Annotated in this window: 12 protein-coding genes; 7 read left to right on the top strand and 5 right to left on the bottom strand. The window is 37.4% G+C overall.

The genetic code is table 11. The annotated features are described in order from the left end of the window. The first annotated feature begins 49 nt into the window (after positions 1-49). The 6 genes from AC4IF5_RS04260 (at position 50) to AC4IF5_RS04235 (ending at position 7491) form a co-directional block, all read left to right on the top strand. Complete coding sequence (locus AC4IF5_RS04260) at positions 50-3451, top strand: T9SS type B sorting domain-containing protein (protein ID WP_490732007.1); 3402 nt, start codon at positions 50-52, stop codon at positions 3449-3451. Positions 3452-3706: 255 nt separating this feature from the next. After that, positions 3707-4501 (top strand): hypothetical protein, encoded by a 795-nt coding sequence (locus AC4IF5_RS04255; protein ID WP_490732005.1) that lies wholly within the window; start codon positions 3707-3709, stop codon positions 4499-4501. Between the two features lie 307 nt (positions 4502-4808). Further along, the gene (locus AC4IF5_RS04250; RefSeq protein WP_490732004.1) at positions 4809-5573 is read left to right on the top strand and encodes a DUF6759 domain-containing protein; all 765 of its coding nucleotides are present in this window, start codon (positions 4809-4811) and stop codon (positions 5571-5573) included. Positions 5574-5669: 96 nt separating this feature from the next. Beyond that, entirely contained in the window at positions 5670-6347 is a 678-nt protein-coding gene (gene trmB / locus AC4IF5_RS04245; protein WP_490732002.1) for a tRNA (guanosine(46)-N7)-methyltransferase TrmB, read from the top strand. Between the two features lie 17 nt (positions 6348-6364). Then, positions 6365-7060: a DUF6759 domain-containing protein gene (locus AC4IF5_RS04240; protein WP_490732000.1), complete on the top strand. Its 696-nt coding sequence runs from the start codon at positions 6365-6367 to the stop codon at positions 7058-7060. Beyond that, a complete protein-coding gene (locus AC4IF5_RS04235) occupies positions 7057-7491 on the top strand; it encodes a DUF6759 domain-containing protein (RefSeq protein ID WP_490731998.1) in 435 nt (144 codons plus the stop codon). The genes AC4IF5_RS04240 and AC4IF5_RS04235 overlap by 4 nt, the downstream gene beginning before the upstream one ends. A 69-nt stretch (positions 7492-7560) precedes the next feature. On the opposite strand, the gene AC4IF5_RS04230 is transcribed toward AC4IF5_RS04235, so the two are convergent. From AC4IF5_RS04230 to rplM, 4 genes are all read right to left on the bottom strand, one after another. After that, positions 7561-9696, bottom strand: coding sequence for a M4 family metallopeptidase (locus tag AC4IF5_RS04230; RefSeq protein WP_490731996.1), 2136 nt, complete (start codon positions 9694-9696; stop codon positions 7561-7563). A gap of 186 nt (positions 9697-9882) precedes the next feature. Further along, entirely contained in the window at positions 9883-10644 is a 762-nt protein-coding gene (rpsB, locus tag AC4IF5_RS04225; RefSeq protein WP_490731994.1) for a 30S ribosomal protein S2, read from the bottom strand. Between the two features lie 207 nt (positions 10645-10851). Continuing rightward, positions 10852-11238 carry a 30S ribosomal protein S9 gene (gene rpsI / locus AC4IF5_RS04220; RefSeq protein ID WP_047373582.1) on the bottom strand — a complete coding sequence of 129 codons (387 nt, stop codon included), beginning with the start codon at positions 11236-11238 and terminating at the stop codon, positions 10852-10854. A 5-nt stretch (positions 11239-11243) separates the two neighbouring features. Further along, positions 11244-11699 carry a 50S ribosomal protein L13 gene (gene rplM / locus AC4IF5_RS04215; RefSeq protein WP_027375420.1) on the bottom strand — a complete coding sequence of 152 codons (456 nt, stop codon included), beginning with the start codon at positions 11697-11699 and terminating at the stop codon, positions 11244-11246. A gap of 341 nt (positions 11700-12040) precedes the next feature. Here rplM and AC4IF5_RS04210 point away from each other — a divergent pair, with 341 nt between their 5' ends. Beyond that, a complete protein-coding gene (locus AC4IF5_RS04210; protein WP_490731990.1) occupies positions 12041-13144 on the top strand; it encodes a DUF3667 domain-containing protein in 1104 nt (367 codons plus the stop codon). An 8-nt stretch (positions 13145-13152) separates the two neighbouring features. On the opposite strand, the gene AC4IF5_RS04205 is transcribed toward AC4IF5_RS04210, so the two are convergent. Continuing rightward, positions 13153-13485 (bottom strand): hypothetical protein, encoded by a 333-nt coding sequence (locus AC4IF5_RS04205; RefSeq protein ID WP_490731989.1) that lies wholly within the window; start codon positions 13483-13485, stop codon positions 13153-13155. Between the last annotated feature and the right edge of the window lie 35 nt (positions 13486-13520).

The raw sequence follows: 13520 nt of genomic DNA, 5'->3' as shown, positions 1-13520 counted from the left end.
AGCATTTAATGCTTTTTATTATTAAATTTGTGATAAATACTAATACTGAATGAAGAAAATTCTATCTTTTCTATTTATATTTTATATTTTCTCCTCTACCTTTGCTCAATTAGACAGAGAACACTGGTTTGCGCCTATGGCAGACAGAAGCGGTGCCCCCAATCCCTATCAGAATCTCTATTTATCAACCAACAGAACAACCCCTTTTCCGGTAAGCATTTATAACAACAATGTTCTGATCGGAACAGTAAATATCAGTAAAAACAATCCTCAGAAATTTAATGTATTAAGAGATTATATCATTACGACCCAACAGGCGGATCTTTTCACTCCTACTACAAAAGGATTGTATCTGAAAGCAGAATTTCCCTTTTATGCCAACCTGAGATTTTCCGTATTCAATCATGCGGAAATTATTACCTCCAAAGGAATTCCTTCTACGGGAAAAAGTTTCTTTGCCGCCTCAGCGCCCATCTCTGTCAGCAATAATATCCTGAACTTCATGACCAGCGTCCTGGCCACAGAAGACAATACGATTGTTACCGTTTCTGATTACAGCCCAACTATTCAGTTTTCAAACGGAACCACCGGAGCTACAAATCCTACAATGACTTTCACGCTCAATAAAGGACAATCTTATATTATCGACGGGATCGGAAATATTGCAGGAAACTTTAACGGATTCATTGGTGCCAAAATCACTTCTAACAAACCTGTCAATGTCACCAACGGAAATTTTAACGGGCAATATGCCGGCAACTACCCCTCCAGTTCCGATATTTTAATGGACCAGGCAGTCCCTGTCAACAGACTCGGTAACGAATTTGCTCTTGTAAAAGGTAACGGAAGCATTGGTACCAATATGGAAGGCGCCGTAATAATCGCTACTGAAGACAATACACAAATCTATGTAAACAATGAATTAGTTCCTATTGCGACCCTCAACACCGGAAAGTATTTTGTAATACCGGATACGAAGTATATGCTTCAGGGAAACGGACATTATAATTTATACATCAAAACCTCTAAAAATGCCTATGTTTACCAGATTCTGGCAGGAGATTATTCCACTTCAGGGAACGAGGTCGCTACCGGAGGTTTTAATTTTATTCCGGCCCTGAATTGTTATTTACCAAAACAAATTAATGAGCTTGGACTCATCAATGAGAATTTTGTTCATTCCAACGGAAATCCCGGTGGAATTCTTAATATTCCTACCAAACTTAACCTGATTACAGAAAGAGGAGCTTCTGTTACAGTAAACGGAGTTGCCCCGCCTGCTGCCTCCGGTCCTTATAATATGACCGGAACCACAAACTGGGTTACTTACGGAATTCCCAATGTAACCGGAACGATCACTATAGTTTCAGACAAAGCTATTACGGCGGGGATCACTGCCGGAAGTGATGCAGTGGGGTATGGTGGCTTCTTCGCCGGATTCCCTACACAGCCGGTGATCTTAAAGTCAGGCGGTGACTGTATTCCGGGAATAGTACTTACAGTAGACCCCATTATTTATGATACCTATCAATGGTACAGGAACGGAATCATTGTCAGCGGAGCCACTTCTTCCTCTATAACACCGACCCAATCCGGATATTATACCTGTTCTGTAACAATGGGAAGCTGCGCTCCTCTGGTTACTGAACAATTCAAAGTCCTGAACTGCACAAAGCTAAGTACAAGCACGTACGATGTATGCACCTCACAGACTATCACTCCAGCATTCAGCAGTTCGTCACAGGTCCCTGTCCCGGCAAGTGTAGCCATTACGATACCTCCAGCATTGGGAACAGCTGTTATAAATCCTACAACGGGAATCATCACCTACACTGTCAATACTCCCGGCACTGCAGGAAGTGATACCTTTACCTATACATTCTGTGGAAACGACCCTGATTTTCCGGATTGTGAAACCATAACAGTCACGATCAATATTCAGGCTCTTACCGTAACCAATGTAATCTTATATGCCTGTGATATCAACGGGCAGGGTACCTTCAACCTGACCTCTGCCAATGTAACAAACAATACTCCTGTTACAATCACCTATTATCCTACATTAGCAGATGCACAAACTGAAAATCCGGCAGCGCTGATCACAACTCCCAACACTTATACTGCTCCTGACGGAACGATCATCTATGCTGTAGTAAAAAATAATATCGGCTGTAAAAGTATTGCTGAAATAAAATTATCCCTGTTTAATAAAGCGATCATTACAGATAATTACAATGGTGTTTTCTGTGATGACAATCTGGACGGGACAGTGAATATCATTTTGTCTAATGTTACCAATATTGTTCTTAATAATCCCGGTTATTTTACCAATGTAAGATACTATGCAAACCTTGCAGATGCCAACGCAGGAAATAATAATACCCTTCCGAACAACTGGAGCTATACAGCAACAACAACCATTTATATCAGGGTAGATTCCCCTGACGGATGTGCTTCAGTGATCAAACCTTTACAATTCAGTATTGGCTCCAAAATACAATTACTGACCAGATCCGCTACGGAAAATGTATGTGATGATGATCTGGATGGAATAAAAACCGTAAATCTGGCTCAGTTTATTCCTCAGTTTACATTAGACCCGAATGTCACCTTTACATTCCACGCAACTTTACCGGATGCCCAGAACAATGTTAATTCCATTGCTTCCACAGTTAATATTATAACGTCTCAGACCTATTACATTCGCTTTGAAAAAAATGGAGTGTGCCCGGAAGTAGGCTCTATTAATATCACCATTAAAATTCCTAAAAAATCTGATCTGCTGAAAGACCAGACTATTTGTCCGAAAACCACGACTACTCTGGATGCAGGCCCCGGATTTGAAAAATATTTATGGAGTACCGGAGCAACAACACCTTCCATTACCAATGTAGCTGCTGGCAGTTACTGGGTAGAACTAACATCGAACGGCTGTGTTTACAAGCAGTATGTAAATGTTACAGAATTACCAAGTCCCGTGATCAGCTCGATAGAGATAGACGGAACCACTATAAAAGTTGGGGTAACCGGTGGTACTCCTCCTTATGAATATTCTTTAGATGGTGTAGTTTGGCAAAGCTCCAATGTTTTCTATAATGTTCCGAGAGGAGCCCATCATGTATTTGTAAGAGATTCCAAGCTATGCGAAGAGGTAAAGCAACCATTTGCTATCATTAATCTGATCAATACCATCACACCGAATGGGGATGGCCATAATGAAGTTATCAACTATTCCGCCCTGATGTCCAATGAAAATCTTGTCTTCCGCATCTTTGACAGATATGGAGCGGAAGTCTTCAGAGGTACCCCTGAAAACAGATACACCTGGGACGGAAGAGTAGGCGGACGCTATGTTCCTACCGCAACATATTGGTATTTTATCACCTGGACAGAATATGGCTCTACCCTTTCTATAAAATATTCAAGCTGGCTATTGGTTAAACATAGATAAAACAGACCTACCTGGAAGAGAATAATCAGAGACCTTAAGCAATCATTGTATCTGCTTTTTTGCTGAGCATCGATACGGCAAAAGTGGTGTTCTCCTTTCTCTTTCGGGCTCGTTACTTTCTGTCCGGATTCAGATAAAAATAAGTTTATAACACTCATTAACAATTTAATACTAAAGTTTAATATAACTTTAACCTGTATTCTTTATCTAACTAGTCACAAATTGCTGTATTTCTATGTAATTTTGCCACATTATATGAAGAAACTGTTTACTCTATTGGTATTGATCTTTTTGGCAAAAATCAATGCACAAACATATTCCGGAGAGGTATTTATAAGAGACAATTCGATTTTATACCTCAATCAGGTATATGTCACCAACCTGAATACTCAAAAAACCGTTCTTACGGATTTCAACGGCAATTTTAGTGTCCCGGCCAATCCGGGAGATGTTATCCGCTTTACCTCTATCGTTACCGAAAGAAAAGATATAAAGCTTACTCCTCAGCTGATGGGGCAAAAAAATCTCGTAGAGCTTAAGATCGCTTATTATGAAATCCAGGAGATTGTTCTCAGCAGATTCAAGCCTACCGGAAATCTCAGGTATGATGTAAATTCATTAAGAAAAGAAGACAAGGCACTTGCCATTAAGAAGGTGATCGGACTTCCCGAACCTAAAGGAGATGGTACTCCTCCTGAGCTTCCTGTTGCAGGATTAAGAGATGGCGGACTTACCTTCAGCCTTGAAAGCATCTATGACATCCTTTCCGGGGAAAGAAAGAAAAAACAGCGTTATCAGGCCTATGAAACGATGAATAGTTCGGTTGCCCAGATTAAGAATTATCTAGGTAAAGATTATTTCGTGAAGTTTAAGATTCCTGAAAATTTAATTGATAATTTCCTTCAATTCGTTTATACATCTGAAAATATCCAGCCTTATGTATTGGCAGGAAACTTTGAAGCCATCAAAATCCCTATTGAAAAATATCTGCCTATTTACCAGAGAAGGCTTAGGAATTCGCATCTTCAGGAAGTCGTTAATAATAGATAAAATCGCATAAGAAAGGGAAATGACTCTTTTTTAGAAAAGATATAAAACCATGCAGGATTTTCTGCATGGTTTTTTGTATATAAAGCATTTGAAGTCACCGGAGGCATTTTAAGTATATATTCTACGTATCAATATTGATTATTTAATTTTTGCCGTATATAATTCTTCGATATTCAAAAATATGTTTATTTTTATATCACAATTATGTGTTTAAAATAAAAACTATAGTATTCCGTTATCTTATTAAAACTAATTGACCCAAACACAAATTAAGAAAAAGTACTTAATTTTAACTTAATATTGATTAATGAAAAAAATACTTTTACTTCTTGGCTCGGTTCTGTTTTTCAGCCTGTCTGCCCAGAAAAGAGGGAAAGACTACAGTAATATTTTGAAAAGCAAGAATATCTATGAGATCAATGCTTTTTTAAGAGACGCCCATCCCGATGACCCGCGAAGATCCGTTTTGAAACCACGGGTAATGGACATGATGAAAGAATACATCAAAAATGCGCATCCGGCAGACCAGAAAGTGAAAGATATGCAGGAAATGCTTGCATTGCTGAGAAGAAGACCTTCCACAAAGATCACTTTTGATGAAATGAATGCTATCATCAAGCAGAAACAGATTGCCAAATACAAAGCTGAACTGGCGGCAAAGCAACCGACTACGGTTTATACCCCGAGCAACGCTCAAAATACTTTTGTTGTCAATACCGCAGCCAATGCTGCCATTCCCAATGCCGAAGCTGAGGAATTTAACATGCTTATGGCAGTATCACCTGTAGAACATCAAAACAGAACTGTAAAAATCCTGAATTCCCTTTTTGATAATGATCCCAATGCCAAAGAATCTATTGTGCTGATCCAGAATAAATCGGATTGTAACATCATTGTAAGAATGGAAGGAGTTGGCAACACCAAATACAGACTTGCCGTACCTGCCCATGGCGATGGCTCAATAGTGATAGAAAAAGGCCAGTACCTTTTTACCAGCCTGGTCTGCGGAGCACAATATGCTTCACAAAAAACAATACAGGGAGCAATCGTTGTAGCTCTGGGAAGTCAGTAGCCTTTGCCCTGAACAAATGATCTCTCTGTCTTTTACCTGCAAAAGACAGAGATTTTGTGTAAATTTTTATTATTTTTGCACTCATTTTATAACTCAATGGGCAAGAATAAATTAGCAAGATTTGCAGAAAACAAAATATTACCAAATGTAATCCAACCTACAAGAGAAGATGCCTTAAAAGGCTTTGAGCTTAAAGGTAAATGGAGAGACAATTTCTTTAAAAATGACAATCCTATTGTACTGGAATTAGGCTGCGGAAAAGGAGAATATTCTGTAGGACTTGCCAAAGCATTCCCTGAAAAAAACTTTATCGGGATCGATATCAAAGGGGCAAGATTCTGGTTCGGAGCTAAAGAAGCTGTAGAGAACAACATGAACAATGTTGCTTTTTTAAGAACACAGATCGAGCTTGTTGATCATTTCTTCGCCGAAAATGAGGTGGATGAGATCTGGATCACATTCCCCGATCCTCAGATTAAATACAAAAGAACCAAACACAGATTAACGCATCCTGACTTTTTAAACAGATATAAAAAGTTCCTGAAACCCGGAGGCATCATCCATTTAAAAACCGACTCTGAATTCCTGCACGGCTATACTCTGGGATATTTACAGGGAGCCGGCTATGAAATCATTACAGCCCATCACGACATCTATGGGGCCCCTGAGTATGATCCGAAAACAGAACACTTGAGAGATATCAAAACGTACTATGAAGAACTATTCTCAGCAAAAGGAAAAACGATCACTTATATAAAATTCCGGATAAGCTGATGAGATAAATTACATTGATGAAAAAAAATTTTACGATTTTACTCTTCATATTTCTAATCCCAAACTTTACCTATGCACAAAAAGGTAGTAAAGACATTTTGAAAAGCACAAATATCAAAGAAATTGAAGAGTACCTAAAAAACGCACATCCTGATGATCCCAAAAGGAGTGTACTGAAACCAAAGCTTATCGCTTTAAAGAATACCGAATGGACAAAAGGAGCCCTCATAGCAAAACCTATGGAGGCAAGGCCTGTGATCTCTGACATTCCCAAAAGTGTCATGAGGAGTCCTTATTCAAATGATGCAGAAGATTTCAAACGGCTTATTGTAGAATCCTCTGCAGAGCATAAGGAAAAAACGGTAAAGCTTCTGAATGCAATGTTCAACGAAGACCTTACCCGTAAAGAAGCTATCCTTTTATTCAAAAATAATTCAGATTGTAACATCATACTCCGAATTGAAGGAAAAGATTACTACAACCTTGCTGTTCCCGCTCATGGAGAGAACTTTATTGTGCTCAATAAGGGTTCTTATTCTATTAACAGCAACGTTTGTGATATGAAATACATCTCTCAGAAAGACATAAAAAAAAGTATATTTGTAACGATCGATAATCCAGGGCAACCTGATACAGTACAAAAACCTGCGTTGGAAGAAGTTGCTGAAAAAAACTTCGAAAAAAAGAAAAATAAAAAAATAAAACGGATATGAAAAAGCTATCAGTTTTTACCGGAATTTCCCTGATCCTCAGCAGCTGTAGTATGAACTACGGTGGCTATCCGATAAGAAATTCCTACCCTACCACCAATTCAGGTAGCGCCGCCAATACACAAAGAGAGTATAATGAGCTGATGAAGACCTACAAACCGGAAACAGCCGAGGTCCTAACAGACCTGCTGAATAATGATGATCCGGACAATCCGAGAACATCTATTTCTGTAACCAACAACTCTTCCTGTAATATGGTGCTTACTGTAAGCGGAAACAATTTCTTAAAAAAAATCCCTATTGGTGCAGGAAAAATAGGATATACAATGGTTCTTAAGAATCAAAATTACAGATTATCCGGCATGCTTTGCAATTCTTCTTACCAGTCTACCAAATTTATAACAAGCTCTTATTCTATAAGTCTTTCACAATAATAAACGCTCTGCCGGTTGTATCCGGCAGAGCGTTTTATCAATCTTATTGAGATATTAAACAAATACTGTCTAATTCTTTATAAACTTATAGCTTCCTTTTCCGTCAATAGAAATGATATAGGTCCCTTTTTGCAGTATGGAAACATTTACTTTATTATCGGAAACATTACCCTGCTGGATAAGCTGCCCCGCCATATTGGTAATTTTATAAGGTAATTTTCCGGTTTCTGACCTTGAAGATGAGATAATAGTAAGCTCATTATTTACCGGATTAGGATAGATGCTGAACACCGGTGTATTTTTAACTTCTGATACTGCCAGAACACTACAATCTGCTCCGGTTGTAACCCCTACAGCGCACCAGGCTGCTTTTACAGCAGTTACTTCCGAAGAATTGGCTCCATATAATACCTCGGCTGCCTGTATACTAAAATCTCTTGTATCAGGATAGGTAGATCCACTCTGCAAATAATTAGTCAGAACTGAATAGGATATATCTGTCGATTTTTCAATTCCAATTCCAGTTACCTGATAGGCATAGCCATTATCATTGGTTCCGGAGCCTCCTTCTGTCAACAAATAATACCAGTAATTCAATACGCCTGAATTAGTATGAACCCCACATTTATCATTTGTATCATCAGGTGTCACACAACCTGCAGGAGTAGCATCTTTCCAGTATTGTCCCAGATAAGTATTAGGTTGATTAAACATTTTGGGATCAGCTAAAGATCTTATCCCGTCCGGCTGACTCTGCACAAAATCCTCACCAATAATCCATCTTTGTTTTTGAGGGGTAACATTGGCCTCTATAGAAGCTCCCCAGATATCTGAAAAAGCTTCATTCAATGCTCCTGACTCCCTTTCATAAATAAGATTTGCCGTCGAATTGGTAAGACCATGCCCGTGTTCATGGGCAATAACATCTAAGCCGGCTACAATATCCCAATCTATTCCCTGGGCCGGAATACTTCCGCCATCACCAATAAACATGTAACCACCTGTTACATTTGGATCAGGATTAGATCCTAAATCAGTAATAGTCTTTACATTTATCCAAGCAGAATTTAATGAGTTATACAGTTGAGTAGCATGAATAAAAGACCAAACCTGAGAGTTTTGGTTATCAAATCCATGTCTGTTATATTTTGTACTAAAAAAGTCATAGATCTTAGAAAATGCCCAATGAGTATCTAAAGCTGCATCATCTTTATTGGCTGCGTATTCTGCGCTCGTCCAGTTATTATCTGCATCTATATATTTAGGCGTACTTGCATCTACTGAGGCAGAGCCTGACAATAATGTCTCAATTGCAATATCCAAATAATCCAAACCTGTTGCATTCAGCGTTTTAATAGCTCTGGACTCATCATTAAGCTCATATCCTGTATCTGTAGATTTGGTCTCAATCTGCTGAACACCATTAAATCTTGTATCAGCAGTTCCCAAAACAAAGACTAACGGTGAACTTTCAGCAGGAGCTGATTTAGATTTTTCCTTTAAGTCAATAAGCGTATTGATATACTCTGTCTGAGCCTGATTAAAGACGATCTCTGTTTTTTGGTGTGTATTAATAAGACTTTCCTTTTTCAGCACTTTACCTGTAACTGCATCTATATAAACTTTTTCAATACCACCGGGCCTTTTAAAGAGCATATTAAATGTATATGCATATCGATCGACACTAAGTGCCGTTCCTTTCGGGAGAACTACTAACGTACTGAATGGAATGTTATTTTTAAGTTCATCTGCTACCTCATAGCCATCGCCTAAATCAGCCAGTCCTAATTTATATATTTCAGACGGTGTCTTAAGCTCTGATACGTTAGTCGGTAAATCAATCTTACTGAGGTCTCCATTCATGGAAGTAATTATTCCGTTTTTAGAATGAATGACACAGCTTTTATGTGCAACTTCCACCCCGTTAAAATACTGCTTATAAAAGTCATGTTGTCCACCCCAAGGATCTGTTTCAGATTTTACTTTTTTCATTGCATTGGCTAGATCTTCCGTTTCTAGAATCTGTTTTAGTAATGTTTCGGAATTTCTTACAGAAACATTCATTTCTGATTTAAAAGCAACAAATTTTACAATACCTGATTCATTAACCTTTTTCTTGTTAACATACTCGGATCCGAGATAATTTTGTGCGATGCCCAAAGAACTTAGTATCAATGCAGCACCCAAAAATAATTGTTTTTTCATTTTATAGTTTTTTGCATTCCAAAAATATAAAATTCACTACAAAAAGAAACATTCAGTAAAACATATTTAAAAATCAACCCAAAATCTAGAAAAAACACTAATAAAATAAAAAAATTATAAATAAAAACAAAAAAACCACCGAATAAAATTCAGTGGTTTTCTAATATATAAAGCGTAAATCTTTACTTATTCTGCATCGAAATCAGCATCTGTATCAGCAGATACCTTTTCTCCTTCTTCTTTAGATTTTTCTTTATCAGCTTTTCTTTGAAACTGACCTTCTTTGATAGATTCAGAAACTACGCTAAGGATCATATCAATAGACTTGGAAGCATCATCGTTTCCTGGGATAACGAAATCAACTTTTCTAGGGTCAGAGTTTGTATCAACGATACCGAAAACCGGAATACCAAGTTTCTTAGCTTCAGTTACCGCGATGTGTTCTCTTAAGATGTCAACTACAAATACAGCAGATGGAAGTCTCACCATGTCAGCGATAGAACCTAAGTTCTTCTCTAGGTTAGCTCTTTGTCTGTCAACCTGTAATCTTTCTTTTTTAGATAAAGTTTCGAACGTACCGTCTTTTTTCATTTTGTCGATAGAGTTCATCTTCTTTACAGCCTTTCTGATAGTAACGAAGTTCGTCAACATACCACCTGGCCATCTTTCTGTAATATAAGGCATATTAAGTTCAGAAGCGTGTTTTGCAACAACCTCTTTCGCCTGCTTCTTAGTAGCTACGAAAAGAACTTTTTTACCTGCAGAAGTTAATTTTTCTAAAGCGCTGCACGCCTCATCCAATTTAACTGCTGTTTTATGTAAGTCTACAATGTGAATACCGTTTTTCTCCATAAAAATGTATGGAGCCATATTTGGGTTCCACTTTCTCGTCATGTGACCGAAGTGTACGCCAGCCTCTAAAAGGTCTTTTACATTTGCTTTTGCCATGTTTTCTGTTTTTGTTAGTTTACTTTCCGTCTTTTAAACAATCAACAACTTCTTTAGATGGGAGAAGTGTTTGGATGCTAAACGTAACGGGCAATTGGCGGTTTGCTTTTTGCTTTTGGCAATTGGCTTTTCGCCGAGATTAAGTTTAAATAAAATTTAATACATTTCTGTAGCCAATAGCTAATAGCCATTCGCCAACAGCAAATCTTAACGTTTTGAGAATTGGAATCTCTTTCTTGCTTTTTTCTGACCTGGCTTCTTTCTTTCCACCATTCTCGCGTCTCTTGTAAGTAAACCAGCAGGCTTCAATGCTAATCTGAACTCAGCGTTGATTTCGCATAAAGCTCTTGAAATACCTAATCTGATAGCTTCTGCCTGACCTGTATTTCCTCCACCGAATACGTTTACGGTAACATCGTACTGACCAACAGTTTCAGAAAGGATAAACGGTTGGTTTAATTTATAAACCATTACGTCTGTAGAGAAGTATTCTTTAGCATCTTTACCGTTTACTGTAATGTTTCCAGAACCTGGTCTTACATAAACTCTTGCTACAGAAGTTTTTCTTCTTCCGATTTTGTGAACTATAGACATATTAATTATTTAAATTCGTTAACATTAATTGTTTTAGGCTGTTGAGCTTCATGTTTGTGCTCAGTTCCTTCATATAAATAAAGGTTCTTAAGGATAGCAGCACCTAATCTGTTTTTAGGCAACATACCTTTTACAGACTTCTCCAATACCTTTAAAGAATCTTTCTTCTGAAGTTCAGCCGCAGTCATAGACTTCTGCCCACCAGGATATCCTGTATGCCAGATATAAGTCTTATCAGCCCACTTGTTTCCGGAAAGTGTAATTTTCCCAGCATTCAAAACGATTACGTTATCACCACAATCTACGTGAGGTGTAAAGTTCGTTTTGTGCTTACCTCTCAAAATCTTTGCAACCGTAGAAGCTAGTCTTCCTAACGGCTGTCCTTCAGCGTCTACCACAACCCATTCTTTATTAGCAGTAGCTTTGTTCGCTGAAACAGTTTTGTAACTTAATGTATTCACACGTTTTAGTTAAAGATTAAACATAATTTACCCCTAAAAGGGTGTGCAAAGGTACAAATTATTTTTGTAACCCAAAAACATATTTTATTTAATCTATAGAATATTAGCCATTCAAGGCTCTGACAATAGATTTTAACACTTTTTATGTATTTGGCATAAATCTTGTAAATTGTTGCGATGAAAAAAAATTTAGAAGATTCTAAAAACACAAGTGATAAAGAAAAGAGTTTGGTCCCTCAACTCTTTCTTTATTAACTTTATGGTAAAGATTTCCGTAAAAGCTTATTAATATAATATAATTTGTTTAATGAAATAATTATATTTGCGCCAAACTCAGAACTATGAGCCACGGAAAAATCAGAGAAGATAAAACCTGCCTGAACTGCGGGCATCACGTCGAAGAAAGATATTGCCCTTCATGCGGACAGGAAAATATTGAAAGACGCCAACCATTCCATTTTCTTTTTACTCACTTTGTAGAAGATTTTACCCATTATGACGGACAGTTCTGGGGAACCGTAAAAAATCTGCTGTTCAGACCGGGAAAGCTCACAAATGTTTATCTGGAAGGCAAGAGACAGAAATTCGTACCTCCTGTAAAGCTTTATATTTTCGTCAGTTTCATTACTTTTTTCATGTTTGCCCTTTTTCCAATGGTCAATCTTAACTTTGGCTCAAAAGAAAACATAGACTCCAGTAAAGCAAAGTTTCTTGAAAAAATGAAATCTCTCGAGACCCATAAAATACTCGATAGTATAAAAGCAAAAAAAATACTGACAGAAGAAGACTCCACAGCTATTAAAAGTCTAAACGCTCTTCCGGATTCTACCCAAATAGAAGGTTTTGAGGATGCCTTGGAGATGAACAAAAAAATAGACGCTGACGTTGGATTTGGAGAATATAAAACAAAAAAATCCTATGATTCTGCCACCGCCAAAAATCCATCCGCTTTCGATTTTATCCAGACACCAATCGCTCATAAATTTTTTGAACTGAAAGAGAAGGGGGTAACAAAAAAGGAAATCTTAAAAAATATGGTGGAAAAATCATTCCATAATCTGCCGAAGGCCCTTTTCATTTATCTTCCTGTCTTTGCATTCTTTTTATGGATTTTCCACAGTAAGAAAAAATGGTGGTATTTTGATCATGGAATCTTTACACTCCACTATTTTTCATTTCTTTTACTGAACATATTACTTATATTCGTAGTTGCTAAACTGGCAAGCTTATCAGGCTTTTGGTTGATCAATCTTATTTTATATTTAGCGCTGTCTCTATTGCTTCTATACATTATCGCGTATTTCTTTATCGCTCACCGCCGGGTTTACCGTGCTCATGGAATAGTAAGCCTTTTCATCGGAAGTATATTGTTTACCCTTAACTTATTCGCCTTTATGATTCTGGTCATCGGACTTGCTATTGTGAGCTTCCTTATGATACATTAAATAAAAAATTATTTCCTTAATGATTTACTTCCTCTAAAGCTTGCCAATAAATAATACGCAACAAAAACGGTAGAAAATTTAAGAATAGAAGGAATAGCCAGCTCAAGCTTAAAAATTAAAGTTCCCAAAAGAACTAAAATTCCCATGGCTACAAATGATATCCCAAGTTTCTTTGGCAATGTAAAGTCAGGAGTGTCTAAATAATAAGCAATCCCCCAGGCAGAACCAAAGGCAATGGCATAATAGATATCCAGACCGACATTCTGTGAATTTAAAAAGAAATAATTGATCAGGAAGCTTATTACCGTTCCCAAACCAAAATACATCAAAGCTTTTTGCATACCTGTAAAATATGTTGCAAAAGTAGAAATTTTAA

This window comes from Chryseobacterium sp. UF-290 (assembly GCF_058245615.1).
This window is presented reverse-complemented; position numbering and strand designations above follow the sequence as displayed.

Coding starts and splice junctions, on each gene's coding strand:
- AC4IF5_RS04230 (WP_490731996.1), bottom strand. CDS start 9,696: ATGAAAAAACAATTATTTTTGGGTGCTGCATTGATACTAAGTTCTTTG.
- AC4IF5_RS04260 (WP_490732007.1), top strand. CDS start 50: ATGAAGAAAATTCTATCTTTTCTATTTATATTTTATATTTTCTCCTCT.
- rpsB (WP_490731994.1), bottom strand. CDS start 10,644: ATGGCAAAAGCAAATGTAAAAGACCTTTTAGAGGCTGGCGTACACTTC.
- AC4IF5_RS04235 (WP_490731998.1), top strand. CDS start 7,057: ATGAAAAAGCTATCAGTTTTTACCGGAATTTCCCTGATCCTCAGCAGC.
- AC4IF5_RS04250 (WP_490732004.1), top strand. CDS start 4,809: ATGAAAAAAATACTTTTACTTCTTGGCTCGGTTCTGTTTTTCAGCCTG.
- AC4IF5_RS04240 (WP_490732000.1), top strand. CDS start 6,365: ATGAAAAAAAATTTTACGATTTTACTCTTCATATTTCTAATCCCAAAC.
- rpsI (WP_047373582.1), bottom strand. CDS start 11,238: ATGTCTATAGTTCACAAAATCGGAAGAAGAAAAACTTCTGTAGCAAGA.
- AC4IF5_RS04210 (WP_490731990.1), top strand. CDS start 12,041: ATGAGCCACGGAAAAATCAGAGAAGATAAAACCTGCCTGAACTGCGGG.
- AC4IF5_RS04255 (WP_490732005.1), top strand. CDS start 3,707: ATGAAGAAACTGTTTACTCTATTGGTATTGATCTTTTTGGCAAAAATC.
- AC4IF5_RS04205 (WP_490731989.1), bottom strand. CDS start 13,485: ATGCAAAAAGCTTTGATGTATTTTGGTTTGGGAACGGTAATAAGCTTC.
- trmB (WP_490732002.1), top strand. CDS start 5,670: ATGGGCAAGAATAAATTAGCAAGATTTGCAGAAAACAAAATATTACCA.